The organism is Methylobacterium cerastii (assembly GCF_022179125.1).
In the GTDB taxonomy this organism is placed as follows: domain Bacteria; phylum Pseudomonadota; class Alphaproteobacteria; order Rhizobiales; family Beijerinckiaceae; genus Methylobacterium; species Methylobacterium cerastii.
Genome location: NZ_BPQG01000008.1, coordinates 90,964 through 117,517 on the forward strand (window position 1 = coordinate 90,964; position 26,554 = coordinate 117,517).

The following is a 26,554-nucleotide window of genomic DNA, read 5'->3' on the forward strand; positions in this document are numbered from 1 at the left end:
CAGGGGATTGGCGCGGGGAGGCGGGAGCGCTTACGCGCACATCCGCTCTTTGGGGAGCTGCCGGGTTCACACAGTTCGCCGCGCATGCCGAACCAAGCGCGGGCTTCCTCTCCCGTTCGGGAGAGGGGGCCGTGCCGTGCTCCGCGCGATCCGTCCAGAGCGGGCATGCGGACAGGTATGAATTCGACAGCGCGGAGGGGGGATAGGCGCGCCGCGCCTCCCTCAGCGCTGCGCGACCATCCGCGTCGCGCGGCGGGCGAGCTCGCTCCAGCAGGTGAGCGAGGCGTCGGCCGCGCGCTGCATCTCGTTGACCTGCAGGCGGATCGCGTCGGCCGGCGAGCGCGCGTCCTTCAGCGCGTTGAGGTGGGTGAGGACCGCGGAACTCTCGTCGCGCATGAAGGCGAACAGGGTCTCGCCGAGGCCTTCGAGGTCCTGGCGCAGGGCCGGGACGGGACGGCGGCCGGCCCGCCAGGAGGCGGGCGAGGGCAGCGCGCCGTCCGACAGACTCACCGGCGCCTCGCCGGCCTCGGCCGGTGCGGAAACGGGCTCGGGCGGGCGGGACGGCGCGGCGGGTTTCAGCGGCACCACGTTGGTGTAGGCGGGGGCAGCCTCGGGCTCCGCGGCCGCGACCGGCGCGGCCTCGACGGGCGGGCTCGGCTCGGGAGCCGCCGCGATTTCGGGTTCTGCGACCGGCGCCTCGGACTGCGCAGACGAGGTCCCCGGCTCCGCGGACGGCGCGGCGACGAGATCGGTCTCCGCGAGGTCAGCCTCGGCGAGCTCGGGCTCGGCGAGGTTGGCGTCGGCGGGCACCGGCATCTCGGCCGGCGCGGCCTGCGGTTCGGCCGCGGGCGTCGCGGCGCTCAGCGCCTCGGGCGAGACCGTGTCGAGCAGGTGGGCGTGAAGCGGCTCGGGCGCGGCCTCCGACGGCACCGCCGGGAACGCGTCCTCGGCCGGGTGCAAGGCCGCCTCGAGAGCGCTGGCCTTCAGCGGGGTCGGCGCTTTCGCGGGCGGGCGGCGGCCGGTCGATCGGCCCTGCGGCGTCCGTTGCTTGCCCATCGTCGAAGTCCCTCGAGGCCGTCCGGATTCCGTTCCGGCTCGCGTGCGAATCGGAAACGGGCAGCAAGGTAGACCAGTTGCCGCCCGGCGCAACGTGTCGCCGGCCAGGCGGCGCTCGGCGCCGACGGGACGTCACGGCGCCGGGGCGGCCGGCATGTCCGGCCCCATACGGGGCCGGGCGTCGGCTCAGCGCGCGGCGTTCTGGGCGATGGCGCCGAGGTCCTTGGCCTGCGCCTGCATCGCGGCGATCTGGCTGCGGACGAACTCGGACTGCAGCTCGAAGGCCTCGCGCAGGTCCTTGGTGCGCACGAGCTTCTGCGCGAAATCGAAGGTGGCGTTGGCGTTGGTCTGGGCGTGGTCGAAGCCCTTGGCGACGGCGGCCTGCATCGAGGACTGGAGCGAGACGCCCGAGGTCTGGACCTGCTCGGCGGCCTTGAGCGCGTTGCCCATCAGGGTGCCGACGGCGGTGCGGGCCTGGTCGACGCTCTTCTCGGCGAAGTCGCGCATCTCGGTCGGGATCTCGAAATTCGGGGTCTGCATCTTCAGCTCCTCGGAGGTCGTCGTCCACCGGGCGATTTCGAAGCGATCGCCGGTGCCGACCGGATTTATGTTGCGTTGCAACAATAAGTCAAGACGTCTCATCGGAACAAAAAATCGTTGCCTAATCAACAGTAGAGCGGCTGCGGGTGCCTCCGTCCGGCGGCAACAGGCTCGGCACCTGACAGAATGGCCGTCGTGTTACTGCAATGGCCGACAGAGCAGAGGGACACGACGGCCCGGATCGCCGATTCATCGCTTGCGAACACCACGACGGCGCACGGAAACTTGACTCGCAACAGCCGATGCGTCGGGTTCGCGCGTCACAGCGGATGCAGGGTCGGGCGTTCGGCGGCGATGCCGGCGGGCTCTTGCTGCATCGCATCACGAGGCGTGCGCCGCAGGCCGGCATAGAGCGCGGCCGACGCCTCGGCGTGCCGTGCGATCGTCATCGGCGCGGCCCAGTAGCGGGCATGCGCCGCCCGGCCCATCGCGGCGACGCGGGCATCGTCGGCGAGCTTCGCGAAGGCAGCGGTGAGCGCCGCGGGCTCGGGCGGGACGACGAAACCGCTGGTGCCGTCCAGGACCTTCTCGGCGGCGCCGGACCGGTCGGAGGCGACGACCGGGATGCCGGCGGCGAGCGCTTCGTAGACGGTGAGCGGCCCGGTCTCGTACCAGCGCGAGGGCGCCGCGAGCGCGCGGGCGCGGTGGCGCAACTCCGCCTGCACGGCCTCCGGCGAGCGCCAGCCGAGCAGCTCGACGCCGGGCATGGCGCGCAATTCCGCCTCGAGAGGCCCGGTGCCGACGAACAAAGCCGTGAGGCCGGCCTGATGGGCGGCTGCGGCGACGAGGTCGGCGCCCTTCTCGCGGGTGAGCCGGCCGACATAGGCGACGGCGTCGCCCGCCTCCGGCGCGGCCGGGGCGCCGGGGGCGACCCGCACCGGGTTGTCGACGCGGTGGTGCGTCAGCCCGTAGCCGCCGAGCATCGTCCCCATCCGCGCCCGGCTCGCGTCGCAGACGTGGACCACGTGGAGCCCGCGCCCCGACACGGCCCGCCGCGCCGCCGCGGTGCGGGCGACCCGCACCAGCTTGTGCAGGCGGCTCTTGGCATCGCAGGGCGCCAGGATGCAGGCGGCGGACATCGGCGCGAGGCTGCAGGGCTCGCCCGCGTCGAAACGGTAGTGGACGCCGTTGGGGCAGGCGAGGAAGTAGTCGTGCAGCGTCAGCACCACCGGGGCGCCGGCCGCCAGCAGCACCGGGAAGATTGCGGGCGACAGGCTGCGGGTCCATTGGTGCACGTGGACGACGTCGGGCGCGACGGGGAGCCGCCGGAGGGCGTCCTGCAGCGCGCGCGCGGAGCGGGCGTGCCAGATGCCGGCCGCCGCCGCGGCCACGGGGTTGCGCGCCCAGACGTCGGGAAGGTCGAGGCCGATCCGGGTGACGTTGCGATGGTCGAGGAGCGGGTCGACCGGGCCGGCGACGCCCTGGACGTAGGTGACCCTCAGGCCGAGCTCGGCCAGCCCCCGGGCCGATTCCACGGCCACCTTCTCGGCGCCGCCGCTCGGGCTCGCGAACTCGGCCAGGATCACGACGTGCATGGCGACACCGGCACAGGAGGTCGGATGAGAGGCGGTCGAGCGGAGAGGACAACCGCAGATCGCCGACCCGCCCGAGGTTTACGCGGGATCAACTGCATTCCGGTAAACGTGGGGACATCCAGGGAGCGGGAGCCGCCTCGTGCACGTCGTCCTCGTCGCCGACCACGCCTACGTCAACGGCGGCCAGGCCAAGGTCGCGCTCGATTCGGCCCTCGGGCTCGCCGCCCGCGGCACCCGGGTGACGCTGTTCGCCGCCTGCGGCCCGGCCGACCCGCGGCTCGCCGCCGCCGGCATCCGCGTCGTCTGCCTGGACCAGGACGACATCTCGACCACGACCAACAAGCTCGCCTTCCTGGCGCAGGCGATCTGGAACCGTACCGCGGCCCGGGCGCTCGCCGCCGAGCTGGCCCTGTGCGACCCCCACGACACCGTGGTCCACGTCCACGCCTTCGCCAAGGCGCTGTCGCCGTCGATCGGCGTCGCCCTACGGCGCTCGCGGCTGCCGCTCGTCTACACCATGCACGAGTTCTTCCTGGTCTGCCCGACGGGCGGGTTCTACGAGTACCCGGCCGCCGCGATCTGCCACCGGACGCCGATGTCGGGCGCCTGCCTAACCACGAACTGCGACGCGCAGAGCTTTCCACGCAAGCTCGCGCGGGTGGTCCGCCACCTCGGCATGACCCAGGTGGCCGACCTGCAAAACCTCTTTCGCTACGTCATCACGATCAGCGACCTGCAGGCGCGGGTGGTCGGGCCGCTCCTGCCGCGCGGCACGCAATTCCACCGGGTCGACAACCCGATCGCGGTGGCGCAACGGCCGATGGCGGAGCGGGCGCCGGGCGACTTCCTGTTCGTCGGGCGGATCTCGACCGAGAAGGGCGCGCCGATCTTCGCCGAGGCGGCGCGGCGGGCCGGCATCCGCCCGGTCTTCGTCGGCGACGGCGAGCAGCGGGCGGAGCTCGCCCAGCGCTACCCCGAGGCGACGATGCTCGGCTGGCGCGACGCCGCGGGCGTGCAGGCCCTGATGGCGTCGGCGCGCGCGCTGGTCTTCCCCAGCGTCTGGTACGAGGGCCAGCCGCTCACGGTCTACGAGGCGCTGGCGCTCGGCACGCCGGTGGTGGTGAGCGACGCCTGCGCGGGCCGCGAGGCGGTGATCGACGGTGAGACCGGCTTCCTGTTCCGCTCCGGCGACCCGGACGCCCTGGCCGCCCACCTGCGCCGCCTCGCCGACGACGCCCTGGCCGCGCGGATGGGCCGGGCCGCGCATGCCCGCTACTGGGCCGCGCCGCTCACCCTCGACGCCCACCTCGACCGGCTCGGCGGCGTCTACGACGTGGTGCTGCGCGAGTCGGCGTCCGGCCGGACGGCCCGGCCCGCGGCCGCCGCCCTGCCGACGCGGCGTGAAACACCCGGGCCGGCCCGGCGTTGACGGTCATCGGCGCCGTCTTCGGCGCCTCGTGACGCAGGAGTTGCCCCGATGACCGACGACCACAAGACGCCGAAGGGCGCGGACAAGCCGGGGTTCCAGCAGGGCAGCGCCAAGCCCGGCGACGAGACGAACCCCGCCAACCGGCAGGACAAGCTGAACGAACGCCTCGACGACGCCCTCGAGGAGACGTTCCCGTCGAGCGACCCGGTCTCGGTGAAGATCACCAAGTAGTTCGTTTCGCGAAAAGATGTCGGGCCGGTGCGCGAAGGCGCGCCGGCCCTTTTTCATGGGCTTCCCGCAGGATGCGAAGTGCGTGTTCAGCGCCCGCGCAGGAAGAAGAACCAGATCAGGAGGATGACGGGGATCGGGATCCCGATGAGCCACAGCAGGCCGCCGGTCAGCATGTCATTCTCCTCTGAGTTGCATACGGAGAACCGGGCGATCCGGAAAACCGTTCCGGCGTGCGGAAAGCGCCGCGATCCCCACACGCCGTCCCCCTTGCGCTGGACGCCGGACGCACGATCCTGTTTCATCGGAACAAAGCAGCATCCGGGGGGCATGCCATGGCCGACGATCCGCACGCGCAGGGCCGCCTTACGCGGGCGTCCAGCTTCGTCTTCCTGCACACCGAGCACGCGATCTACGCGGCGCTCGGCCTGCTCCTGGCCTTCACGGCGCTGATCGCGCTGATCGACGCCGTCGGGCTCACATGGGAAGCGGTGCGCTCCCTCGGCGGGGCCACGCAGACGCTGGAGGTTGTCGACCGGCTGCTGTTCCTGCTGATGCTTGTGGAGATCCTGCACACGGTGCGGGTCTCGATGCGCTCGGGCCGGCTCACCTGCGAGCCGTTCCTGATCGTCGGGTTGATCGCCTCGATCCGGCGGGTGCTGGTGATCACCCTGCAATCCTCCGAGATCATGCACGGCAAGGATTGGTCGCCGGAGAAGGCGGCCCTGTTCCAGGCCTCGATGATCGAGCTCGGCGTCCTCGCCGGCCTGATCCTCACCATGGTGGCCTCGATCTTCCTGCTCCATCGCGCCCGCGACGACGACAAGCCGGCCGGCGAGGAGACGGACACGCTCTGACGCGGCGGCTCGGTAACCGGTACGGCGCGGGCGCGAAACACCGGCATCTGCCCGTTTCCGGAGATTGGCCATGCGATCCATCACGCGATCCACCCTGCGCCGCACGATCCCGCTCGCGCTCCTCGCCGCCCTGATCGGCTCTTTCGCCGGCACACGCGCCGACGCCGCCGGACGGCCGGTGGTGGTGGAGCTGTTCACCTCGCAGAGCTGCTCGTCCTGCCCGCCGGCCGAGGCGCTGCTCGGGCAGCTCGCCGGCGAGGGGCGCGAGGTTCTGCCGCTCGCCTTCCACGTCACCTACTGGGACCACCTCGACTGGCGCGACACCTACGCCCTGCCCGCCGCCACCGCCCGGCAGGCGGCCTACGCGAAAAAGCTCGGCGGCGGGTCGTACACGCCCGAGGCGGTGATCGACGGCCGGGTCGGGCTCGTCGGCTCCGACGCCGGCGCGGTCCGCGGCGCGATCGCGACGGCGCACGGCGCGGCCTCCGCGGAGGCGCCGGTGACGCTGGCGCGGCGCGGCGGCACCCTCGTCGTCGCGGTCGGCGCCGGGCAGGGTGGCGGCACCGTGACGCTCGTCGGGTTCGATCCGAGCCACGCCACCCGGGTCGCCCGCGGCGAGAACGCCGGCCGCACCATCGCCCAGGCCAACGTCGTCCGCGCCGTGTCGGACCTCGGCCGCTGGAGCGGGCAGGCGGCGACCTGGGAGACGCCGCTCCCGGCCGGCGCCGACGCCGCGGTGATCGTGCAGGGCGCCGACGGCCGGATCTTCGGGGCGGCGCGGCTCGGGCCGGCCACCTGATACCAAGTCTCATGGGTCAGAACCCATGAGGTCCGGCGGACGACCGCCGCCCCGCAGTCGCGGGGGGGCCGAACCTCGATGAGTCGGGCTCGGCGAGGTTCGGCATGAGCGTAACCTTCACGCCGCCCCGGCGAAGACGGATGCGGGCGATGGGCGCCCGACGTCGTTCCTGAGGCTCGCCGATGTTCCTGTCCGCCGTCGGCCCGGCTCCCACGCTGCGGGTGCGTTCCCCCGGCGGCGCCGTTGCGCTAGGGTCGGGGACACGACGCGGCGACAGGGCGGCGATGGCGCTCGAGGACAGTCTGGCGACGGCGATGGCCGCGGCGCAAGCGGGCGATGCGGCGGCCTACCGCCGGCTGCTCAACGCCTGCCTGCCGGTGATCGCAGGCATCGCCCGCGCGCAAGGCGTGCGCGGCGAGGCGGTGGACGACGTGGTGCAGGACACCCTGCTGACGATCCACAAGGCGCGGGCGAGCTACGACCCGGCGCGGCCGTTCCTGCCGTGGCTGCGCGCCATCACCCAGCGCCGGGCGATCGACCGGCTGCGCCGCGCGGGGCGCCGCCCGCAGGAGGTGCACGACCCCCTGGCCTACGAGGCCCACGCCGACGCAGGGCCCGCCCCGAACACCCGCATCGAGGCGGACGAGCGCAACGCCGCGCTGGCGCGGGCGGTGGCGGCGCTGCCGGACGGGCAGCGTCAGGCGGTGGAGCAGCTCGCCTACGCCGAGCGCTCGCTGGAGGAGGCGGCGGCGCTCACCGGCCGCAGCAAGGGTGCGCTGAAGGTGAACCTGCATCGCGCCCTGAAGGCGCTGCGCGGCACGCTGGCCCGGGACAAGGAGGGCGGCGATGCCTGAATCCGTGCACGAATCCCTGGTCGACGACCTCGTCGGCGGCCTCGCGCCGGTGCGCCGGCTCAGCCCGCCGGCCTGGCGCGCGGCGGCCTGGCTCGCGGCTGTGCTGGCGGTCGCCGCGATCCTGATGCCGATGGCCGACATGGACGGCCTGCGCATGCGCCTCGCCACGCCGGACCTGCGCATCGCGGCGCTCTGCGCCGGGCTCACCGCGATCACCGCCGCGCTCGCCGCCTTCATGACCAGCGTGCCCGGCCGCTCCCTGCGCTGGGGGCTGCTGCCGCTGGTGCCGGCCGCGTTCTGGGTCAGCGCGAGCGGGCTCGGATGCCTGCGCGGCTGGCTCGCCCCCGGCACCACCCCGGCCGACGGCCACGCGATGGAGGGCTGCTTCGCCTTCCTCGTCGGCGTGTCGCTGCCGCTCTCGGTGCTGCTCGTGGTGATGCTGCGCCGCGCCTGCCCGCTGCACCCGAACCTCACCGCGGCGCTCGGCGGCCTCGCGGCGGCCGCGGCGGCGGCGACCCTGCTCGTCCCGTTCCACCCGCACGACGCCACCGCGACCGACCTCCTGATCCACGCCGCCACCGTGCTCGGCGTGATCGGGCTGAACGGAATCTTCGGCGGGCGGCTGCTCGGGGGCGGCCCGGATGCGGGCGTGCGCGCCCGGAACGATTGATCCTCCGGCGGCGGTTGACCTTGCCACCATGGCAAGCTTCACGGTGGCCCACATCCCCGTGAGGAGCCTCGACCCCATGCGAAACATCGTCCGCCCCGCCGCGATCGCGCTGGCCGCCACCTTCGCCGGCGCGGCGCTGGCACAGAGCACGCCGCCGCGCATGGACCACGATAAGATGGGTCACGAGCACATGGACCATGCCGGGCGCCATCCCGCGCCGGCCGCCGGCGAGGCGCCCTCGACCCAGGCGTTCCGCGCCGTCGACGCGCGGATGCACGCCGACATGGCGATCCGCTACAGCGGCGACGTCGACGCCGACTTCGTGCGCGGCATGATCCCCCACCACGAGGGCGCCATCGGCATGGCGCGGGTCGCGCTGCAATACTCGAAGGACCCGGAGGTGCGGGCGCTCGCCGAGGAGATCGTCAAGGCGCAGGAAGGCGAGATCGCCCGGATGCGGGCGATCCTGGCGCGGACGGGCGCGAAGTAAAACGCGCTCTGCGGCTCCGAACGTTCTGTCGTGAGCCCCGATCCCGTTCGGCGCGGGTGCGGCCTTGACGGATCGGACGTTCGGCATCTTATAGGCATCCTGCGTACAGGAAGAACCGGTGTCGGCCTGCAAGGTTCGGATCGTCGTCGATCATGCCGCCAGCGACGACCCGATCTTCACGGTCGAGGTGCGGACCCCCTGGGGTTCGCTCGATGTGATGGCCGAGGTGACGCTGTCGGGACGCGTCCTGGAGCTGAAGGGCATGCACGTCGGCGGCGACCCGACGACGAAGTGGGGCGCGGCCGTGCTCCGCGACATCGCGCAGGGCGTCATGGAGGAATTGGATGTCGACGCGATCCACGTTGTTGGCGGCGTTCGGACCACGGGTGCAAATCCGGGACGAGACCCTCGTCCGCGACGGCTCCGCCGAACGCCTCAACCTCAAGCGGCTTCCGGGCTCGCACCTCGACACGGTGGCGGCGGCCCGCGCCCTGGTCCGTAGGCACCTTCCGGTGAAGGCCGCCCACGCGGTCATGACGGAGGTGTTCGACACGGGCGAGGCCTATGTCGAGCTCCCGAAGGTCGAGAGCCTGAGCCGCCTCGCCTCGGAGCTGACGGCGTTGGGCATCGCGGTCCGCAAGCACGGGCCGGACCCGATCTCCGTCCGGAGCGTGCGCGAGGCCCTGCGGCTCTCGCAAGCTCAGTTCGCGCTCCGGTTCGGGCTGGAGGAGGCGACGGTCAAGAATTGGGAGCAGGGCAAGTCGAAGCCGAACGCCACGGCCATGACATTGATCTGGACGATCCATCGCCACCCCGAGGCGGTCGTCGACGCCCTTGCCGTGAGCGGAACCGCGGTGAGCGGAATCGCGACCGAGGCGGAGCCAGTCGGCCACGCTTCGGCGGCTCTGGATTCCGGGCTCCGCTTCGCGGCCCCGGAATGACGGGGTGTTTGGCCAATGCCCGAGCGGCATGATCCCTGATCATCGGAGCCGACCCTGCCCTTTCGCCCGAATCGTGCTAGGCTTCGCCGCGATGCTTAGCGCCCGGCACCTCTTGCGACGGCTCGCTGCGATCCTTCGGGTCGCAGCGCTCCTCGTCATGGTCCCGGCCTTCGCCCAGGCGCATGCCGGGCACGCGCACGCGCACGCGCACCACACCGGCGCCGGCCATCCCGCGTTCGGCCATGCCGCGGTCGGCCACATCCTGAACGCCGCGGCCCAGCCGGATCCCGCGATGCAGGCGGCGGTCGTCGCCGCGGGAGACTCGGCGTCCGACCGGGCGGATTGCGTGGCCTGCCCGGGCTGCTGCTGCGCCCACGTCTTCGTCGCGGCCGCGGACGGGGACGGCGTCCGCCCCGACGACTTGAACGGCCTCCGCGTCGCGATGGGGCCGGAGACCGCGCGCCCGAGCGCGGTGCCCGAGGCCCTTCCCGAGCCCCCTCGACCCTTCGCCTGAGACCGCGCGCCGCCGGCCGGCGCGCACGACGCGGCTCGTCTGGTCGAGTCGCGCTCCGTCCCGATGCGAAAGTCGACCTCCCATGACGATCCGGCTTCCCGCCGCCCTTTCGGCGGCCCTCGTGGCGTTCCTGGCGGCCGCCGCACTCACCCTCGCCCCGTGGGCCGGCGCGGCGCGCGCACACGAAGGCCACGACCATTCCGAGGCCGCCGCGGCGCCCGGCGTCGAGGCCCCGCGCGGCACGTCGAGCACCGACGCCCTCGAACTCGTCGCGGTGGCGCGCGACGGACGGCTGACGGTGTTCCTCGACCGCGCCGACACCAACGAGCCCGTCGCCGACGCGACGATCACGGCGGAGACGCCGGCGGGCCAGGCGACGGCGGTTGCGGGCCCCGACGGGAGCTACCGCCTCGACGCCCCCTGGAGCGCGACGCCGGGCGCGTACGACGTGCTGTTCACGGTGACCGTCGGCGGCAGGGCCGACCTGTTCCCGGTCGACCTCGACGTCCCGGTGCCCCCCGCCCCGGCGGTCGAGCCCGCGCCCTGGCATGCGGGCCTCGCCGTCGCCCACGATTTCGGCGCGCACCTGCGCAGCGCCGACCCGATGCCGTTCCTCGTCGGGGGCGCCGGCTTCGTGCTCGGCATCCTCGCGACGGTGCTGATGCGAGCCCGCCGGGGCGTCGCGGCGGTCGCGCTCCTCGTGCTGGCGGCCGGGCTGCTGCTCGCGCCCTCCGCCTTCGCGCACGGCGACGACGACCACGACGCGCCGACGCCGATGGCCGCCGCCGGCGCACAGGACCTTGCCCGGCGCCTGCCCGACGGGTCGGTGTTCGTGCCGAAACCCACCCAGCGCGTGCTGACGCTGCGCACCCTCGTCACCGCGTCGGGCGTGCTGGCGCGGACCACGGAGCTGCCGGGACGGATCATCGCCGACCCGAACGGCAGCGGCGTGGTGCAATCCTCGGTCGGCGGCCGGCTGTCGCCGCCGGAATCCGGCCTGTTCCCGCGCCTCGGCTCGCCGGTGCGCAAGGGCGAGGTGCTGGCCTTCGTCACGCCGCCGGTCCAGGCGGTGGACGTGTCGGACATGCGCCAGCGCCAGGGCGAGCTCGACCAGCAGATCGCCATCGTCGCGCGCCGGGTCGAGCGCTACCGCAAGCTGAGCCCCGGCGGCGCGGTCTCGCAGGTCCAGATCGACGACGCGGACGCCGAGCTCAAGGGCCTGGTCGACCGCCGCAAGGCCCTCGACGGCGTCCGCTCGCAGCCCGAAGCGCTGGCGGCGCCGGTCTCGGGGGTGGTCGCCGAGGCCAACGCGGTCGCCGGCCAGATGGCGAGCCCGGGCGCGATGGTGTTCAAGATCGTCGACCCGGCCCGGCTCTGGGTCGAGGCCCTGAGCTTCGACGCGCTGGCCAGCACGGCCGACGCCACCGCGCGGCTCGCCGACGGGCGCCGGCTCGAGCTGGCCTACCGCGGCGCCGGCCTCGCCGACCGCGCCCAGGCCGTGCCGATCCAGTTCGCCGTGCGCGACGCGCCGCCCGAGCTGCGCACCGGCCAGTTCGTGACCGTGCTCGCCGCCACCGACACCCAACAGACCGGCCTCGCCCTGCCGCGGCTCAGCGTGGTGCGCGGCGGCAACGGCCAGACCCTGGTCTACGAGCACGTCGCGCCGGAGCGCTTCGCGCCGCGCGAGGTCCAGGTCGAACCGCTCGACGCCGCCCGCGTGCGGGTGGTCTCGGGGCTGAAGCCCGGCCAGCGGATCGTGACGCAGGGCTCCGAACTCCTCAACCAGATCCGCTGAGGAGGCCGGCATGTTCACGTTCCTCGTCACGCAGGCCCTGCGCAACCGGCTGGCGGTGCTCGCCATCGCCGCGATCCTCGTCGTCTACGGCGCGTTCACCGTCACGCGCCTGCCGGTCGACGTCTTCCCCGACCTCAACCGGCCCACCGTCACGATCATGAGCGAGGCGGAAGGCCTCGCCCCGCAGGAGGTCGAGCAGCTCGTCACCTTCCCGCTGGAGACGCAGATGAACGGGCTGCCCGGCGTCACCCGCGTGCGCTCGGTCTCGGGCGTCGGCCTGTCGGTGGTCTATGTCGAGTTCGACTGGGGCACCGACATCTACCGCAACCGCCAGCAGGTGGCCGAGCGCCTCGCCATGGCGCGGCCGCAGCTGCCGGCGGAGGTGAGCCCGACCATGGGTCCGATCTCCTCGATCATGGGGCAGATCGTCATGGTCGCGCTCACCGGCGACACGGTCGACCCGATGCGCCTGCGCGAGATCGCCGACTTCACGATCCGGCCGCGCCTGCTGTCGATCCCCGGCGTGGCGCAGGTGATCCCGATGGGCGGCGAAGTGCGCCAGTTCCGCGTCGCGCCCCAACCCACGGCGCTGCGGGCGCTCGGCGTGACGCAGGCGCAGCTCGAGACCGCGTTGGCGCAGTTCGGCACCAACACCGGCGGCGGCTTCACCGACCAGTACGCCCGCGAATACCTGATCCGGAACCTCGGCCGGACCATGAACCTCGACGACCTGCGCAACATGGTCGTCGCCACCGTGGACGGGCGGCCGGTCTACCTGCGGCAGGTGGCGGAGGTGTCGTTCTCCGCCAAGGTGAAGCGGGGCGACGCCGGCTACATGGGCGCGCCGGCGGTGGTGATCTCGGTGGAGAAGCAGCCCGGCGCCGACACCGTCGCGCTCACCGGGCGGATCGAGGCGGCGCTCTCGGAGATCACCGCGACCCTGCCGGCGGGCGTGCGCGCCGACCGGCTGATCTTCCGGCAGGCGAACTTCATCGAGACCTCGATCCGCAACGTCGAGCAGGTGCTGGTGGAAGCGATCGTGGTGGTGGCGATCGTGCTGTTTGCCTTCCTGTTGAACCTGCGGACCACGGCGATCTCGCTCACCGCGATCCCCGTCTCGATCCTGGCGACGGCCATCGCGTTCCACCTCGCCGGCCTCTCGATCAACACGATGACCCTCGGGGGGCTCGCCATCGCCATCGGCGAGCTCGTCGACGACGCGGTCGTCGACGTCGAGAACATCTTTCGCCGGCTCAAGGAGAACCGCGCGGCGGGCGACCCGCGCTCGACCTTCGCGGTTGTGGTCGCCGCCTCGCAGGAGGTGCGCTCAGGCATCGTCTACGCGACGATGGTGATCGTGCTGGTGTTCGTGCCGCTGTTCGCGCTCTCCGGCATCGAGGGCCGGCTCTTCGCCCCGCTCGGCCAAGCCTACATCGTCGCGATCCTGGCGAGCCTCGTGGTCTCGATCACCCTGACGCCGGTGATGGCCTACTACCTCCTGCCCGGCCTCAAGCGCCTCGACCAGCACGAGAGCGGGTTGATCCGCCGGCTCAAGCGCGCGCTGGCCGCGACCCTGCGCGTGGCCCTGCCCCGCGGGCGCCCGATCCTGCTCGCGGCCGCGGTCGCGGTCGCGGCGGCCGGCGTCGCGGCGGCGTGGCTGCCGCGCGCCTTCCTGCCGCCGTTCAACGAAGGCTCGTTCACCGTCAACATGACGTTCAACCCCGGCATCTCGCTGCCCGAGAGCAATCGGATGGGGCTGGTGGCCGAGCGCCTGCTCCTGGAGATCCCCGACGTGCGCTCCGTCGGCCGCCGCACCGGCCGGGCCGAGCTCGACGAGCACGCCGAGGGCGTCCACTCCTCCGACCTGGAGGTGGACCTGAAGCCCGGCGCCCGGGCCAAGGACGCCCTCGTCGCCGACATCCGCTCCCGCCTCGCCCTGCTGCCGGTCGGCGTCAACGTCGGCCAGCCGATCTCGCACCGGCTCGACCACATGCTCTCGGGCGTGCGGGCCGAGATCGCCCTGAAGATCTTCGGCGACGACCTCGACACCCTGCGCAGCCTCGCCGGAGACCTGCGCCAGCGCCTGGCCGCGATCCCCGGCATCGCCGACCTGCAGGTCGAGAAGCAGGTGCTGATCCCGCAGCTCGAGGTCCGGGTCGACTACGCCCGGGCCGCCCTCTACGGCGTGCAGCCGGCGGCCCTCGTCGAGCAATTGAGCCGGCTCTCGAACGGCCAGGTGGTCTCGCGGGTGGTGGACGGCGTCCGCCGCTTCGACGTGGTGATGCGGCTGTCCGACACCCAGCGCACGACCCAGGCGCTCGGCGACCTCCTGGTCGAGACGCCGTCCGGCTGGGTGCCCGCGCGCCAGATCGCCGACATCCGCGAGACCGACGGCCCGAACCAGATCCTGCGCGAGAACGCCAGGCGCAGGATCGTCGTCCAGGCCAACACCGCGCCGGGCGCCGACATGGGCCGGGTCGTCGCCGCCATCCGCGAGCAGGTGGACGCCACCCGGTGGCCGCCGGGCTACGCCACGAGCCTCGAAGGTTCGTTCCAGGCGCAGGGCGAGGCGGCGCGCACCATCGGCCTGCTCTCGCTCGTCTCGCTGGCGCTGGTCTTCACCCTGCTCTACGGGCGCTACCGCTCGGCGGTGCTGACCCTGATCATCCTCGGCAGCATCCCGCTGGCGCTGATCGGCTCGGTGGTCGGCCTGTGGCTCGCCGGGCAGCCGCTCTCGGTCGCCTCGATGATCGGCTTCATCACCCTCACCGGCATCGCCACGCGCAACGGCATCCTGAAGATCAGCCATTGGCTCAACCTCGCGATCCACGAGGACCTGCCGTTCGGGCCGGACCTCGTGATCCGCGGCAGCCTGGAGCGGTTGACGCCGGTGCTGATGACGGCGCTCGCGGCCGGCATCGCGCTGGCGCCGCTGCTGGTCGGCGCCGACGCGCCGGGCAAGGAGATCCTGCACCCGGTCGCGGTGACGATCTTCGGCGGCCTGATCAGCGCGACGCTGCTCGACACGGTGCTGACGCCGATCCTGTTCCTCGCCTTCGGCCGCAAGCCGCTGGAACGCCTGCGGGCCGCCGCCCGCGCGGAGGCGCCGACCGGAGTTGCGACGGCCGAGGCGTTTTGACGGGTCGTTCCGCTACGTCTCCCTCCCCCCTAGGACCGCTGCGCAGTCAGACGACGGCTCCGGTACGGATCGCGCGAGACGCACCGCGGCTCCTTCTCCCGGGGGGAGAAGGCTGGGATGAGGGGCGTGACCTCTCCGGCCAGTTCTCGCCCCTCACCCCAACCCTCTCCCGCCCGGGAGAGGGGGCCCGCGCTTCGTCGCGAAGATGTCGAGGCCTTGCGAAGGACCTTCGACAGACCTCCCCCCGTAAAACCCAGGAGCCCCTCATGCGCCCCATCCTCGCCACCGCCCTCTTCCTCACCCTCGCCGTCCCGGCCCTCGCCGCCGGCCCGAACGGCGGCGTCGTGGTGGTGGCGGACGGGCATCCGATCGAGTTCGTCGCCTCGGACGCCGCGCTGACCTTCTTCGTCACCGACGACGACGGCGGCCCGGCCAGGACCGTCGGCGTGACGGGCAAGGCCTTCGTCCAGGCCGGGGGCCGGACCGAGACGGTGGCGCTGGCCGGCGCGGAGCCGAACCGGCTCGTCGGCGCGCTCAAGGCGCCGCTGCCCGCCGGCGCCAAGGTGGTGCTGTCGGCGCGGATGCACGGCCACACCCTGCAAGCCCGCTTCGAGAGATGAGCCCTGCCCTTTCGGTGATGCGCCCGATGCCGTAAGGCCCGCGGGACCACACCAGGGCCTTTCCACCGCATGATACGCCTCGAAAAGATCGGCAAGCAGAACGGCCGGCAGATCGTCTTCATCGAGGCGTCGGCCGCCCTGCAGAAGGGCGAGAAGATCGGGCTCGTCGGCCCCAACGGCGCCGGCAAGACCACCCTGTTCCGGATGATCACCGGCGAGGAGGAGCCCGACGAGGGCCAGGTCTCCACCGATCGCGGCGTCACCATCGGCTATTTCAGCCAGGACGTCGGCGAGATGTCGGGCTGCAGCGTGGTCTCGGCGGTGATGGACGGCGCCGGCCCGGTGAGCGCGGTCGGCCTGGAGATGAAGGCGCTGGAGGCGGCGTTCTCCGATCCCGACCGGGCCGACGAGATGGACGCGCTGATCGCCCGCTACGGCGAGGTCCAGGCGCGCTTCGAGGAGCTCGACGGCTACGCGCTCGAAGGCCGGGCCTACGAGGTGCTGGCCGGCCTGAGCTTCAGCCAGGAGATGATGGACGGCGACGTCGGCAAGTTGTCGGGCGGCTGGAAGATGCGCGTGGCGCTGGCCCGCATCCTCCTGATGAACCCGGACGTGATGCTGCTCGACGAGCCGTCGAACCACCTCGACCTGGAGAGCCTGATCTGGCTCGAATCCTTCCTCAAGGGCTTCGAGGGCGCGCTGCTGATGACCTCGCACGACCGCGAGTTCATGAACCGCATCGTCGGCAAGGTGATCGAGATCGACGGCGGCACCCTCACGACGTTCTCCGGCGACTACGCCTTCTACGAGCAGCAGCGGGCGCTGAACGAGAGCCAGCAGCAGGCGCAGTTCGAGCGCCAGCAGGCGATGCTGGCCAAGGAGATCAAGTTCATCGAGCGCTTCAAGGCGCGGGCGAGCCACGCCGCCCAGGTGCAGAGCCGGGTGAAGAAGCTCGACAAGATCGAGCGGGTGGAGCCTCCGAAGCGCCGGCAATCCGTGACGTTCGAGTTCCAGCCGGCGCCGCGCTCGGGCGACGACGTCGTGATGCTCAAGGGCGTGCACAAGCGCTACGGCAGCCGCACGATCTACGAGGGCCTGGATTTCGGCATCCGCCGGCGCGAGCGCTGGTGCGTGATGGGCGTCAACGGCGCCGGCAAGTCGACGCTTCTGAAGCTCGTCACCGGCTCGGCCGCGCCCGACGACGGCACGGTCGCGGTCGGCGGCAGCGTCAAGCTCGGCTACTTCGCCCAGCACGCCATGGACCTGCTCGACGGGGATCTGACCGTCTTCCAGGACCTGGAAAGCACTTTCCCGCAGGCCGGCCAGGGGTCTTTGCGGGCGCTCGCCGGCTGCTTCGGCTTCTCGGGCGACGACGTGGAGAAGCGCTGCCGGGTGCTGTCGGGCGGCGAGAAGGCGCGGCTGGTGATGGCCAAGATGCTGTTCGACCCGCCGAACTTCCTGGTGTTGGACGAGCCCACCAACCACCTCGACATCGGCACCAAGGCGATGCTGATCGACGCGCTGTCCAGCTACGAGGGCACGATGCTGTTCGTCAGCCACGACCGCCACTTCCTGGCCGCGCTCTCGAACCGGGTGCTCGAACTCACCCCTGACGGCATCCACCAATACGGTGGCGGCTACACCGAGTACGTGGCCCGGACGGGTCAGGAGGCACCGGGCCTGCGCAGCTGAAGGCGCGACGAGGGCGGTGACCTTCGCGCCTGCGTAGACCGCGAGCTGTTCGAGGCGCCTATACGTGGTCCCACCCAGGGAAGACGGCGGCCGACCGCACGACCATGCGTTGCAGACCTCGCCCTAGTCTTGTCGAATCCTTTAGGTGATTGACATAGGTTAGGGTTATCGCGGGCCGAGGCCGATCGCGGTCCGCGCCAGCAGGGGTCGAAGAACGTGTCGCTGCCCTTGCTCTCCTTCTCCAGCAAGGCCCTGCGCCCGGCCGTCGGGTTCGACGCGTATCACGCCCTCTACGCGACCGGCGCCGACGTGACGCGCACGGACGGGGCGTTCCACGCCGAGGTGCGGGCCTACCGCTTCAACCGCATGCTGGTGTTCGAGCGCCGGCTCGCCGGCGTCGGCCACGACCGCGACGTCGCCCGCGTCCGCCGCGACGGCTTCGACCACCTCACGCTCCACCTGCTGCTCTCCGGCAGCCTGGTCGCCGGCGCGGAGGGCGAGGAGCGCCGCCTGCGCCCGGGCGAGATCCTGGTCATCGACACCAGCGCGCCGCAGCGGAACCGGTGCGACGACACGCACACGATCACCGTGGCGGTGGCCCGCGACCAGATCGGGACGCTGATCCCGGACCCGCGGGCCTTCCACGGCACGGTGCTGTCGCAGCGGGTGGCCGGCGTGATCGCCGACCTGATGATCTCCTTCACACACCGCGTCGAGGCGCTGACCCCGGACACGTCGGACCAGTTCGGCCCCGTGCTCGGCATGCTCCTGGCCGCGGCCCTCAAGGGGACGCCGCCGGGTGCCGAGGCCGTCGCCGCGTTGGGGCAGCCCGACGGCGGACGCCGCCGGAAGGTCGAGGCGTTCATCGAGGCGCACCTGTCGGACCACGGCCTCGACGCCGACGCGATCGCCGGCGGCGTCGGGATCTCGCGCACCGTGCTGTACCGGTGCTTCGCCGCGGACGGCGGCGTCGCGCGCTTCATCCAGCTGCGGCGCCTCGAACGGATCCGCAACGTGCTGCGCCGCCGCGGCGGGGCGCACCCGCTGGCGGCGATCGCCCACGCGCACGGCTTCTCCAGCGAGCAGCACCTCAACCGCGCCTTCCGCTCGACCTTCGGCCGCCCGCCGGGGCAGTTCCGGAGCATGATCGAGCAGCTGCGACGCGCGAAGGACCCGGGCGACGGCCGGACCCAGCCGCTCAACGACTGGTTGATCGAATTGTACTGACGCGGGGATGCGCCGATCCGGCCCGCCCGGGCAGGCAAGGACCGCCCGGACAGGCAAGGACTGCCCGGACAGGCAAGCACCGCCCGCGGCGAAGCCTGCGTATGGCAACCGTTCCTCAGCACATCCGTGCGAGCGTGCCGTGTGCCGGCTGTGGCGTTGGCGCCACCATCCACCGAACCAGCGCGCAGCACACCCAACACGCTTTGACGCGGGGGCGCGATGGGTTTAAAGGGCTTAACTGAAGTTAAAGCAAGAACCGTGCCTATTGCGTAGCAACGCGGGGCGCGGCCTGTTCACCGAAGAGGACCGAGGCGACGCGATGAGTTTGCTGCAACGGCTGGAAATGCGCCAGGGCCAGTCCCTGGTGATGACACCGCAGCTTCTGCAAGCGATCAAGCTCCTCCAACTCTCCCAGCTCGATCTTGCGGCCTACGTCGACGCCGAGCTGGAGCGCAACCCGCTCCTGGAGCGCGCCGAGGCCGAGCCGACCGACGGCCCGGGCGAGGCCGCGAACGCGGAACCCGCCGCCGAGGCCTTCGCGGACGGGGCGGAGTGGAAGGCCGCCGAGGTCGACCCGGGCCGCGGCGAGATCGACGGCGACTTCGACGCCCGCCTCGACAACGTCTATCCCGACGACGCGCCGAGCCCGATCCGCGAGGCGGCCACCGGCGACATGCTCTCGCTGACGCCCGCACCCTACGGCAACACCGGCGGCAGCTTCGATTCGGAGGCCCCGGACTTCGAGGCGACGCTCACCGTCGAGACGTCGCTCCGCGAGCATCTCGGCCGCCAGCTCGACCTCGCCACCCGCGACGCCACCGACCGGCTGATCGGCGGCTTCCTGATCGATGCGGTGGACGAGGCCGGCTACCTCCGGGAATCGATCGACGCGGTGGCCGAGCGCCTCGGCGCCTCCCTCGACCGGGTCGCCGGCGTGCTCAAGCTCGTCCAGAGCTTCGATCCGGCCGGCGTCGCCGCGCGCGACCTCGCCGAGTGCCTGGCGCTGCAGCTGCGGGAGAAGGACCGGTTCGACCCGGCGATGCAGGCGCTGGTCTCGCGCCTCGACCTCGTGGCCAAGCGCGACTTCTCCGCCCTCCGGCGCCTGTGCGGCGTCGACGACGAGGACCTCGTCGAGATGCTGGGCGAGATCCGCCGGCTCGATCCCAAGCCCGGCCGCGCCTTCGGCTCGAGCGGCGTCGAGGTGCTGATCCCCGACGTGTTCGTGCGCGCCGCCCCCGACGGCTCCTGGCTGGTGGAGCTCAACGGCGAGGCGCTGCCCCGCGTCCTGGTCAACCAGAGCTACTACGCCCGCGTGGTCCGCGGCGCGAAGGCAGAGGGCGACAAGGCCTTCCTTTCCGAGGCGCTGCAGACCGCGAACTGGCTCACCCGGAGCCTGGAGCAGCGGGCGCGCACCATCCTCAAGGTCGCCACCGAGATCGTGCGCCAGCAGGACGGGTTCTTCGTCCACGGCGTCACGCACCTGCGGCCCCTGAACCTCAAGACGGTCGCCGAGGCGATCGGCATGCACGAATCCACCGTCTCGCGCGTCACCTCCAACAAGGCGATCGGCACCAGCCGCGGCACGTTGGAGATGAAGTACTTCTTCACCGCCGCGATCCCCGGGGCCGCCGGCACCGCCGCCCACTCCTCGGAGGCCGTGCGCCACCGCATCAAGCAGCTCGTCGACGGCGAGACCTCGGACGACGTGCTCTCCGACGACGCCCTGGTGCAGAAGCTGCGCCACGAAGGCGTCGACATCGCCCGCCGCACGGTGGCGAAGTACCGCGAATCCCTGCGCATCCCCTCGTCGATCGAGCGCCGCCGCGAACGCTACGCGCAGGGCGGGATGGTGGCGGGGGTGATGATGGCGCGGTGAACGCGCCGCGAGCGGGCTCTTCGCCCGCCGCGCTGGAGGATGACGGCGCTGCCGCGCAGGGCGGTTTCAGGCCCGCCCCGGCGGTTGGACCGTGACCGGCAAGGCTTCTCACGTCCGTTGACTTCGCCTGCGCCGGCTTCTCTACTCCCTCCCCCGTCACGCCGACGGGTCGGCGTTCCGCCGAATCCCGCTCGCCGCGGTCGGCGGGCGAAAGACCAGGGTCAACCGCACCGGAGGATACATGGGGTCATTGCGCGTCACGGGCCACGGCCTGGACCTCGGCGAAGCCCTCAGGGGCCGTGTCGACGAGCGGATGGCGGCGACCCTGTCAAAATACCTCGACGGGCACATGAACGAGAGCAGCACCGGCCACGTCACGCTCCGGCGCGACGGCTCGGCCTACCGCACCGATTGCGTGCTGCACCTCGTCTCCGGGCTCACCATCGAGGCGTCGTCCACCGCGCACGACCCGCGCGCCAGCTTCGAGCAGACCGCAGACCGGCTGGAGAAGCGCCTGCGCCGCTACAAGCACCGGCTCAAGGAGCACGCCCAAGGACCGAACGGGGGGCCGAACGGCGCCGCGATCGAGGCGGCCTACGCGGTGTTCGCCGCGCCCGAGGACGACGAGGACGAGGACGAGCCCGACGACGGCGCGAGCCACCCGCCGATCGTGGCCGAGAGCACCAAGACCCTCAAGCGCCACTCGGTGAGCGAGGCGGTCACCGCGCTGGACCTCACCGGCGCCCCGGTGATCGTCTTCGTGCATGCTGGCACCGGCCGCATCAACGTCGTATACCGGCGCAGCGACGGCGCGATCGGCTGGGTCGACCCGCCGAGCGCGGCGGCCTGAGCCGAGGACGCCGGAACCGGCCCTCGGGGCGGGGATTGGTGTTTTTGGGGCGCGGCCGCGCGGACAACGCGGTGCGCGCCCTCTTCATGGGGGCGTGGCCCCCATGGTTCGAGAGCGGGCGGGCGGTCCTTCGATGCCGATGCTGGAATTCCTCGATCCGGATTCCGTGGTGCCCTCGCTCCGCGCCCGGGCCAAGAAGCAGGTGCTGCAGGACCTGGCCGCCCAGGCGGTCCGGCGCCTGCCGACGCTCGACGTCCGCGACGTCTACGAGACCCTGCTGCAGCGCGAGCGCTTGGGCTCCACCGGCATCGGCGACGGCGTCGCGATCCCGCACGGCAAGCTGCCGGGCCTCGACCGGCTGTTCGGGCTCGTCGCCCGCCTCGACCGGCCGGTGGACTTCGAATCCCTCGACGGCCGCCCGGTGGACTTCGCCTTCCTGCTGCTCGCCCCCGAGGGCGCGGGCGCCGACCACCTCAAGGCCCTGGCCCAGGTGGCGCGCATCCTGCGCGAGCCCGGCATCCTCGACCGCATCCGCGCGGCGCGCGACGCGCACGCCCTCTACGCGCTGCTCACCCACACCTCGACCTCGCAGGCCGCATGACCGGGCGTCGCGTGAGCCGGCCGCGGGTCTTGCCGTTCGCCGTGGCGGCGACGCTGCTCGCCGTCCCGCACGCCGCGCGGGCGCAACAGGGCGCGGCCGACGGCACCTGCGCCCGTGACGTGCTCGTCGCCCAGTCGATGCAGCGCCAGGCGATCGACCAGCTCGAGCAGGCCGACGGCGACGACGCCAAGAGCTGCCGGATCTGGCGCCGCCACGTCGACACCATGCGCCGCGTCGCCGGCGTCTACGGCCGCTGCCTCTCCGGCGGCGAGCGCGGCGCGCGCCTGAGCCAGGTGCAGGACTCCGAGAAGGAATTCTCGGCCGCGATCAAGACGCGCTGCCGGGGCTGACCCGCCGGCCGGGCTGCCGCCCACCTTCGTTCCCGACGGCTTGCCGCGTGCGCCCCCCTCGCCCCGCTTGCGGGGAGAGGGCTTGGCCGACCTCGTCGTCGGCCGAGCGAGGCGGCAGCCGACGGTGAGGAGCCGATCCGGATGAGCTTCCTCCGTTCGCTCCCCCTCACCCTCGCTTCGGCTTCGCCTTTCGCTTCCCGGCTGCACGACGGGGTGCGGCCGGGCCTCTCCCCGCATGCGGGGAGAGGGGAAGCCCACGGTTCATCCGATGGGGCGAGGCGTTTACGAGGCACGGAATGCCCGGCTTTCCGGTGCGTCTCAGCGCTCATCGCGAAACCGTTCCCAGGAAAACGGTATTTTTTCGCGAAACGCCACGCTTTCTCGAGTCGGCGCGAAGATGTCTTCGAAGAATATAGTTCGGAACGCTTGGGGCTGCGACGGGATTGATTGGGGGTAACAGTAGAGGAAACCGCCTTGCAACGCCATCTGACTGCCATCGCGCTCGTGACCCTGCTCGGGACCGGCATCGCCTCCGCTCAGACCACGACCACGGGCACCCCCGCGCCGGACGCAAAGTCCAGCGAGAAGTCCGGTGGTCAGGAGGCCGTGACGCGGCCGAACACCGACCGCCCCGACGCCTCCAAGCCGGCCACCGCCAACGCGGCCGCGAACGCGAAGCTGGAGGAAGGCGCCAACAGCTTCACCGAAGCCCAGACGCACAAGCGCCTGGAGGATGCCGGCTACAAGGACGTCCGCGGCCTGAAGAAGGACGACAAGGGCATCTGGCGCGCCGAAGCCGTGCTGAACGGCAAGCCGGTCAAGGTCGGCGTCGACTTCAAGGGCAACGTCGCCGCGCAGTGAGCGCCGTCCCCGGACGGTTCGAGCGCAGCCGCGCGATTTTCGACGACATCCAGGATTTGACCATGGCACATCAGACCATCACCGCCCTCTATGACGACTACGACGCGGCCAGCACGGCGGTGACCCGCCTTGAGGCCGCCGGCGTCTCGCACGGCGACATCAGCGTCGTCAGCAACAACGAAGGCGACCGGCATGCCGGCCGGCTCGGGACCGGCGACCACGCCGACACCGCGCACAAGGCCGAGACCGCAGCCGGCACGGGCGCCTCGCTCGGTACCGTCGTCGGCGGTGCGACCGGCCTCCTCACCGGCCTCGGCCTTCTCGCGATTCCCGGCGTCGGCCCGGTCGTCGCCGCAGGCTGGCTCGTGGCGACCCTGACCGGCGCCGGCATCGGCGCCGCCGCCGGCGGCCTCGTCGGAGCCCTGACGGGTGCCGGCATCAGCGAGACCGACGCCCACACCTATAACGAGGGCATCCGCCGCGGCGGCACCCTCGTCACGGTGCGGGCGGACGAGGCCCACGCCAACACGGTGATGGACATCCTCGAGGAGCACGGCTCGGTCGACGTCGGCGAGCGCTCGAACAGTTGGCGCTCCGAGGGCTGGAGCGGCCCGGCGCTGACCGCATCGGACCCGGCCGGCCCGACGCCGACGAACGGCCTGCCGCCGAACGCAGGCGGCCGCCCTGGCGTCCGCACCTACCCCGCCCGGCCGCTTTAAGCGGTCTCGCTTAGGGTCCGTCGCCCCGGCGGCGGCCCACGATCTTCAGCCCCGCGGCGCCCCGGCGCCCGGGGCTGATTCGTGTTCGGAAGACAAAGGGGCGTCTAGCGCAGGTCGCGCAGCAGCGGCTCTGCGACCATCCGTACCGGTGCCTTCACAGGCTTGCCGCGGCCGATCAGGATCGCGACGCGGGAGCTCTCCGGATCGGTCTCGAACCGGGTGCGGACCCAGGCCACCAGGAACTTCAGGTATTCCGACGCCAGCAGTTTCGTGGCCGAGGGGCTGTGCCACCAGTCGGCGCCGTCGAACCCTTCGGCGATCACCGGATGGGGCACGATCCGGTCGCCCCCCTGCAGGGCGTGGTCGAGCTCGATCAGCGTCCGCGGCATGTGGTAGTTCGAAGTCACCACCGCGACGGTGCTGAAGCGGTTGTGGCGCATCCAGCGCCGGGTCTCGATGGCGTTGCCGATGGTGTTGCGCGCCCGGTAGTCGAGATCGACGCAGCAATCGATCCAGTGGCGCTGCGTCGGGTTGAGCCGGGCGATCTCGTCGCGGCTGGTGCGCTCGTTGACGCCGGTGATCAGCAGGCGCCGGCCGTAGCCGCCGGCCAGCAGGTCGATCGCGTCGCCGATGCGCTGGGCGCCGCCGGTGAGCGCGACGATGCCGTCGGCGCGGCCCTGCGGCACCCGCTCGCTGCGGTCCAGGGCGGCGACGAAGGCGAGGAAGCCGGCGACCAAAGCCACCGCGGCGAGGCCGCCGAGGCCGAGGATCGTCAGCGCCACCGGGCCGAGGGGCCGCGCGGCCGGCGCCGCGGGCACCGCGGGCACCGAGCGCGGCTCGGCATCCCAGACCCAGCCGGTGAGCTCGGCAAGCTCGTCACCCGGGCCGGCCCGTCTCGGATCGAAGGCGCGCGCCATACGCGTGGTCATGCTCGCTGAGGATAGCGCCGAATGCGGCGGGGCGGAGGCGACATTTGCGGCGGCGAATCCTTTCCGGAGGGTTAACGGTTCGCCAAGCGCTTTCGATCACGGGGGTTTTCGGAGCGGTTCGCACAGGTCGCCCGGCCGCGCCCTCAGGCCAGGAACCGCCGCACGGTCAGCCGGGAGATCACGGCGGTGACGAGCGAGGCGATGACGCCGATCGCCATCACGCTGGCATAGCCGCGCCAGCCGATGTGGAAGGCGCCGAACAGCGCCTCGACCTCGTCGCCGGCCGGCCCCGAGCGCCAGTTGCGGGCGAGCAGCCCGGCCAGCGCGAAGGCGGCCAGCGCCGCCGCCGAGCCGATGATGCCGCCGCGAAGCCCGAGGCCGAAGAACCGCCGCTGGAAGGCGCGGGCGATGAAGTCGTCGTCGGCGCCGACGAAGTGGAGCACCTCCACCACCTCGCGGTTGCCCGCCATGGCGCCGCGGGTGGCGAACGCGACCGCGAGGCCGGTGGCGACCAGGACCAGCGCGACGATGCCGACGCCGATGCCGACGAAGGTGTTGGCCGCGGTCGAGAGCCGCTGCAGCCAGAGCGCGTGGTCGTCGAGGCTGGCGACCCCCGGCATCGCCTCGGTGAGGCCGGCGCGCAGGTGCTTGAGGTCGGGCGTCTGGTCGCCGAGCTTCAGGGTGATGAGGCGCGGCACCGGCAGGTCCGAGAGGTCGAGGCCGCTGCCGAGCCAGGGTTCGAGCAGGCGCTCGGCCTCCATCTTGGAGAACACCCGCGTCGCGGCGATACCGGGCTCGGCCTTGGCGATGGCGTCGGCCCGCGCGATGTCGGCGTCGAGGTCGCGGCCCGGCGCCGGGCGCACTTGGATCGTCACCTCCTGCGCCACCGTGCCCTGCCACTGCCCGGCACTCGACGCGACGATCTCGGCAGCGCCCGCGCAGAGGCCCGCCAGGAAGGTGAGGATGGCGATGACGGCGGCGAGCGACCGGCTCGCGGCGGAATCGGTCGGCACCAGGGGCGCGTTGCGCCGCAGGGTCGGGGGAAGCGCCGGCTCGGCCGCTGGCCGATCGACGGGCTTGCGGGCGGCGGCCTGGGTGCGTTCGCGGGTTGCGTCCATCAGCCTTCGATCCGCAGGCGGCCGTCCCCGATCACCATCCGGCGCGCATCGACCGAATCCATGATCCCGAAATCGTGGGTGGCGATGATCACCGAGGTGCCGAGCTTGTTCAGTTCGAGGAAGAGCCGCAGCAGGCGGCGGCCGAGGCTCGGGTCGACGTTGCCGGTGGGCTCGTCGGCGAGCAGCAGGTCGGGGCGGGCGATCAGCGCGCGGGCGATGGCCGCGCGCTGCTTCTCGCCGCCAGAAAGCAGCGGCGGCAGCACGTGCATGCGCTCGCCGAGGCCCACCCAGCGCAGCAGCTCGACCACCTCGGCCCGGTAGCTGGTCTCGGCCCGGCCCTGGACGCGGAGCGGCAGCGCGACGTTCTCGTAGGTGGTGAGGTGGTCGAGCAGGCGGAAATCCTGGAACACCACGCCCATCCGGCGCCGCAGCCCGGTGAGCGACGCGCTGGAGATGCCGCTGACCTCGTTGCCGAACACCGAGACCAGCCCGCGGGTCGGGCGCACCGAGAGCAGGATCAGCCGCAGCAGCGTCGTCTTGCCGGCGCCCGACGGCCCGGTGAGGAACTGGAACGAGTGCGGCTGGATGCGGAAGCTCACGTCGGACAGCACCTCCGGCCCGAGGCCGTAGCGCATGCCGACGTTCTCGAACTGGACCACCGGCCCTTCCGCGCCGGAGAGCAGGCTTTTCGTCGTCGCCGTTTCGCGCAAGGGCCCGCCCGCTCCCGTTCCATCCCGTCCACGACGGGATGACCGCCGCGCATGGCCATTTCAAGCCGGTTCTCAGCAGTTTCACCGGAGCTTA

27 protein-coding genes are annotated in these 26,554 nt (G+C 72.3%); 20 read left to right on the plus strand and 7 right to left on the minus strand.

From position 1 onward, the window contains the following. Window positions 1–222 precede the first annotated feature (222 nt). The 3 genes from MFF13_RS04770 to MFF13_RS04780 form a co-directional block, all read right to left on the minus strand. Complete coding sequence (locus MFF13_RS04770) at window positions 223–1,056, minus strand: hypothetical protein (RefSeq protein ID WP_147828003.1); 834 nt, start codon at window positions 1,054–1,056, stop codon at window positions 223–225. Between the two features lie 186 nt (window positions 1,057–1,242). Next, window positions 1,243–1,596 carry a phasin gene (locus MFF13_RS04775; protein WP_147762492.1) on the minus strand — a complete coding sequence of 118 codons (354 nt, stop codon included), beginning with the start codon at window positions 1,594–1,596 and terminating at the stop codon, window positions 1,243–1,245. Window positions 1,597–1,916: 320 nt separating this feature from the next. Continuing rightward, complete coding sequence (locus MFF13_RS04780; RefSeq protein WP_238271102.1) at window positions 1,917–3,191, minus strand: glycosyltransferase family 4 protein; 1,275 nt, start codon at window positions 3,189–3,191, stop codon at window positions 1,917–1,919. A gap of 139 nt (window positions 3,192–3,330) precedes the next feature. Between MFF13_RS04780 and MFF13_RS04785 the strand changes: the two genes are divergently transcribed. Further along, window positions 3,331–4,620 (plus strand): glycosyltransferase family 4 protein, encoded by a 1,290-nt coding sequence (locus MFF13_RS04785; protein ID WP_147828001.1) that lies wholly within the window; start codon window positions 3,331–3,333, stop codon window positions 4,618–4,620. A gap of 48 nt (window positions 4,621–4,668) precedes the next feature. Beyond that, the gene (locus MFF13_RS04790; protein WP_147754504.1) at window positions 4,669–4,851 is read left to right on the plus strand and encodes a hypothetical protein; all 183 of its coding nucleotides are present in this window, start codon (window positions 4,669–4,671) and stop codon (window positions 4,849–4,851) included. 86 nt (window positions 4,852–4,937) lie between these two features. Here MFF13_RS04790 and MFF13_RS04795 read toward each other — a convergent pair whose 3' ends face one another. Next, entirely contained in the window at window positions 4,938–5,201 is a 264-nt protein-coding gene (locus MFF13_RS04795) for a hypothetical protein (protein WP_147754505.1), read from the minus strand. Here MFF13_RS04795 and MFF13_RS04800 point away from each other — a divergent pair. The 18 genes from MFF13_RS04800 to MFF13_RS04885 all read left to right on the plus strand — a co-directional run bounded on the left by MFF13_RS04800 (window position 5,184) and on the right by MFF13_RS04885 (window position 23,703). Further along, complete coding sequence (locus MFF13_RS04800; protein ID WP_147754506.1) at window positions 5,184–5,705, plus strand: phosphate-starvation-inducible PsiE family protein; 522 nt, start codon at window positions 5,184–5,186, stop codon at window positions 5,703–5,705. The two genes, MFF13_RS04795 and MFF13_RS04800, sit on opposite strands and share 18 nt — an antisense overlap. Window positions 5,706–5,775: 70 nt before the next feature. Then, window positions 5,776–6,504 carry a DUF1223 domain-containing protein gene (locus MFF13_RS04805; RefSeq protein WP_147828000.1) on the plus strand — a complete coding sequence of 243 codons (729 nt, stop codon included), beginning with the start codon at window positions 5,776–5,778 and terminating at the stop codon, window positions 6,502–6,504. Between the two features lie 284 nt (window positions 6,505–6,788). Next, on the plus strand, window positions 6,789–7,358 hold the full coding sequence (locus MFF13_RS04810; RefSeq protein WP_147762489.1) for an RNA polymerase sigma factor: 570 nt from the start codon (window positions 6,789–6,791) through the stop codon (window positions 7,356–7,358). Next, complete coding sequence (locus MFF13_RS04815; protein ID WP_147827999.1) at window positions 7,351–8,028, plus strand: NrsF family protein; 678 nt, start codon at window positions 7,351–7,353, stop codon at window positions 8,026–8,028. Before MFF13_RS04810 ends, MFF13_RS04815 begins: the two co-directional genes overlap by 8 nt. Before the next feature lie 76 nt (window positions 8,029–8,104). Next, window positions 8,105–8,518 (plus strand): CopM family metallochaperone, encoded by a 414-nt coding sequence (gene copM, locus MFF13_RS04820; protein ID WP_238271104.1) that lies wholly within the window; start codon window positions 8,105–8,107, stop codon window positions 8,516–8,518. A gap of 344 nt (window positions 8,519–8,862) precedes the next feature. Continuing rightward, entirely contained in the window at window positions 8,863–9,459 is a 597-nt protein-coding gene (locus MFF13_RS04825) for a helix-turn-helix domain-containing protein (protein WP_147762487.1), read from the plus strand. A 91-nt stretch (window positions 9,460–9,550) separates the two neighbouring features. After that, entirely contained in the window at window positions 9,551–9,973 is a 423-nt protein-coding gene (locus MFF13_RS04830; protein WP_147827998.1) for a hypothetical protein, read from the plus strand. 82 nt (window positions 9,974–10,055) lie between these two features. Further along, on the plus strand, window positions 10,056–11,768 hold the full coding sequence (locus MFF13_RS04835) for an efflux RND transporter periplasmic adaptor subunit (protein ID WP_147827997.1): 1,713 nt from the start codon (window positions 10,056–10,058) through the stop codon (window positions 11,766–11,768). Between the two features lie 10 nt (window positions 11,769–11,778). After that, window positions 11,779–14,907 (plus strand): efflux RND transporter permease subunit, encoded by a 3,129-nt coding sequence (locus MFF13_RS04840; protein ID WP_238271106.1) that lies wholly within the window; start codon window positions 11,779–11,781, stop codon window positions 14,905–14,907. Window positions 14,908–15,173: 266 nt separating this feature from the next. Next, window positions 15,174–15,527, plus strand: coding sequence for a hypothetical protein (locus tag MFF13_RS04845; protein ID WP_147827995.1), 354 nt, complete (start codon window positions 15,174–15,176; stop codon window positions 15,525–15,527). A 69-nt stretch (window positions 15,528–15,596) separates the two neighbouring features. After that, entirely contained in the window at window positions 15,597–17,219 is a 1,623-nt protein-coding gene (locus tag MFF13_RS04850) for an ABC-F family ATP-binding cassette domain-containing protein (protein ID WP_147827994.1), read from the plus strand. A 216-nt stretch (window positions 17,220–17,435) separates the two neighbouring features. Then, the gene (locus tag MFF13_RS04855; RefSeq protein WP_147827993.1) at window positions 17,436–18,446 is read left to right on the plus strand and encodes a helix-turn-helix domain-containing protein; all 1,011 of its coding nucleotides are present in this window, start codon (window positions 17,436–17,438) and stop codon (window positions 18,444–18,446) included. Between the two features lie 319 nt (window positions 18,447–18,765). Beyond that, window positions 18,766–20,322 carry an RNA polymerase factor sigma-54 gene (rpoN, locus tag MFF13_RS04860; protein ID WP_147827992.1) on the plus strand — a complete coding sequence of 519 codons (1,557 nt, stop codon included), beginning with the start codon at window positions 18,766–18,768 and terminating at the stop codon, window positions 20,320–20,322. Between the two features lie 241 nt (window positions 20,323–20,563). Beyond that, window positions 20,564–21,172, plus strand: a complete 609-nt coding sequence (gene hpf, locus MFF13_RS04865; RefSeq protein WP_147827991.1) for a ribosome hibernation-promoting factor, HPF/YfiA family — start codon at window positions 20,564–20,566, stop codon at window positions 21,170–21,172. 133 nt (window positions 21,173–21,305) lie between these two features. Beyond that, window positions 21,306–21,773 (plus strand): PTS IIA-like nitrogen regulatory protein PtsN, encoded by a 468-nt coding sequence (ptsN, locus tag MFF13_RS04870; protein ID WP_147750725.1) that lies wholly within the window; start codon window positions 21,306–21,308, stop codon window positions 21,771–21,773. Continuing rightward, entirely contained in the window at window positions 21,770–22,123 is a 354-nt protein-coding gene (locus tag MFF13_RS04875; RefSeq protein ID WP_147827990.1) for a hypothetical protein, read from the plus strand. Before ptsN ends, MFF13_RS04875 begins: the two co-directional genes overlap by 4 nt. 474 nt (window positions 22,124–22,597) lie before the next feature. Next, on the plus strand, window positions 22,598–22,984 hold the full coding sequence (locus tag MFF13_RS04880) for a PepSY domain-containing protein (RefSeq protein WP_147750723.1): 387 nt from the start codon (window positions 22,598–22,600) through the stop codon (window positions 22,982–22,984). Window positions 22,985–23,046: 62 nt separating this feature from the next. After that, entirely contained in the window at window positions 23,047–23,703 is a 657-nt protein-coding gene (locus tag MFF13_RS04885; protein WP_147750722.1) for a hypothetical protein, read from the plus strand. A 104-nt stretch (window positions 23,704–23,807) separates the two neighbouring features. Here the strand turns inward: MFF13_RS04885 and MFF13_RS04890 are convergent, their stop codons facing one another. From MFF13_RS04890 to MFF13_RS04900, 3 genes are all read right to left on the minus strand, one after another. Beyond that, window positions 23,808–24,620 (minus strand): YdcF family protein, encoded by an 813-nt coding sequence (locus tag MFF13_RS04890; protein ID WP_147828038.1) that lies wholly within the window; start codon window positions 24,618–24,620, stop codon window positions 23,808–23,810. A 155-nt stretch (window positions 24,621–24,775) separates the two neighbouring features. Next, entirely contained in the window at window positions 24,776–25,750 is a 975-nt protein-coding gene (locus MFF13_RS04895) for a cell division protein FtsX (RefSeq protein WP_147827989.1), read from the minus strand. Further along, a complete protein-coding gene (locus tag MFF13_RS04900; RefSeq protein WP_238271154.1) occupies window positions 25,750–26,385 on the minus strand; it encodes a cell division ATP-binding protein FtsE in 636 nt (211 codons plus the stop codon). The genes MFF13_RS04895 and MFF13_RS04900 overlap by 1 nt, the downstream gene beginning before the upstream one ends. Between the last annotated feature and the right edge of the window lie 169 nt (window positions 26,386–26,554).

What these genes read in the sequence shown, in the direction of transcription:
- MFF13_RS04770 (WP_147828003.1), bottom strand. Translation starts at nt 1,056, where the DNA reads ATGGGCAAGCAACGGACGCCGCAGGGCCGATCGACCGGCCGCCGCCCG.
- MFF13_RS04775 (WP_147762492.1), bottom strand. Translation starts at nt 1,596, where the DNA reads ATGCAGACCCCGAATTTCGAGATCCCGACCGAGATGCGCGACTTCGCC.
- MFF13_RS04780 (WP_238271102.1), bottom strand. Translation starts at nt 3,191, where the DNA reads ATGCACGTCGTGATCCTGGCCGAGTTCGCGAGCCCGAGCGGCGGCGCC.
- MFF13_RS04790 (WP_147754504.1), top strand. Translation starts at nt 4,669, where the DNA reads ATGACCGACGACCACAAGACGCCGAAGGGCGCGGACAAGCCGGGGTTC.
- MFF13_RS04800 (WP_147754506.1), top strand. Translation starts at nt 5,184, where the DNA reads ATGGCCGACGATCCGCACGCGCAGGGCCGCCTTACGCGGGCGTCCAGC.
- MFF13_RS04805 (WP_147828000.1), top strand. Translation starts at nt 5,776, where the DNA reads ATGCGATCCATCACGCGATCCACCCTGCGCCGCACGATCCCGCTCGCG.
- MFF13_RS04810 (WP_147762489.1), top strand. Translation starts at nt 6,789, where the DNA reads ATGGCGCTCGAGGACAGTCTGGCGACGGCGATGGCCGCGGCGCAAGCG.
- MFF13_RS04815 (WP_147827999.1), top strand. Translation starts at nt 7,351, where the DNA reads ATGCCTGAATCCGTGCACGAATCCCTGGTCGACGACCTCGTCGGCGGC.
- copM (WP_238271104.1), top strand. Translation starts at nt 8,105, where the DNA reads ATGCGAAACATCGTCCGCCCCGCCGCGATCGCGCTGGCCGCCACCTTC.
- MFF13_RS04825 (WP_147762487.1), top strand. Translation starts at nt 8,863, where the DNA reads ATGTCGACGCGATCCACGTTGTTGGCGGCGTTCGGACCACGGGTGCAA.
- MFF13_RS04830 (WP_147827998.1), top strand. Translation starts at nt 9,551, where the DNA reads ATGCTTAGCGCCCGGCACCTCTTGCGACGGCTCGCTGCGATCCTTCGG.
- MFF13_RS04835 (WP_147827997.1), top strand. Translation starts at nt 10,056, where the DNA reads ATGACGATCCGGCTTCCCGCCGCCCTTTCGGCGGCCCTCGTGGCGTTC.
- MFF13_RS04840 (WP_238271106.1), top strand. Translation starts at nt 11,779, where the DNA reads ATGTTCACGTTCCTCGTCACGCAGGCCCTGCGCAACCGGCTGGCGGTG.
- MFF13_RS04845 (WP_147827995.1), top strand. Translation starts at nt 15,174, where the DNA reads ATGCGCCCCATCCTCGCCACCGCCCTCTTCCTCACCCTCGCCGTCCCG.
- MFF13_RS04850 (WP_147827994.1), top strand. Translation starts at nt 15,597, where the DNA reads ATGATACGCCTCGAAAAGATCGGCAAGCAGAACGGCCGGCAGATCGTC.
- rpoN (WP_147827992.1), top strand. Translation starts at nt 18,766, where the DNA reads ATGAGTTTGCTGCAACGGCTGGAAATGCGCCAGGGCCAGTCCCTGGTG.
- hpf (WP_147827991.1), top strand. Translation starts at nt 20,564, where the DNA reads ATGGGGTCATTGCGCGTCACGGGCCACGGCCTGGACCTCGGCGAAGCC.
- ptsN (WP_147750725.1), top strand. Translation starts at nt 21,306, where the DNA reads ATGCCGATGCTGGAATTCCTCGATCCGGATTCCGTGGTGCCCTCGCTC.
- MFF13_RS04875 (WP_147827990.1), top strand. Translation starts at nt 21,770, where the DNA reads ATGACCGGGCGTCGCGTGAGCCGGCCGCGGGTCTTGCCGTTCGCCGTG.
- MFF13_RS04885 (WP_147750722.1), top strand. Translation starts at nt 23,047, where the DNA reads ATGGCACATCAGACCATCACCGCCCTCTATGACGACTACGACGCGGCC.
- MFF13_RS04890 (WP_147828038.1), bottom strand. Translation starts at nt 24,620, where the DNA reads ATGGCGCGCGCCTTCGATCCGAGACGGGCCGGCCCGGGTGACGAGCTT.
- MFF13_RS04895 (WP_147827989.1), bottom strand. Translation starts at nt 25,750, where the DNA reads ATGGACGCAACCCGCGAACGCACCCAGGCCGCCGCCCGCAAGCCCGTC.
- MFF13_RS04900 (WP_238271154.1), bottom strand. Translation starts at nt 26,385, where the DNA reads ATGCGCTACGGCCTCGGGCCGGAGGTGCTGTCCGACGTGAGCTTCCGC.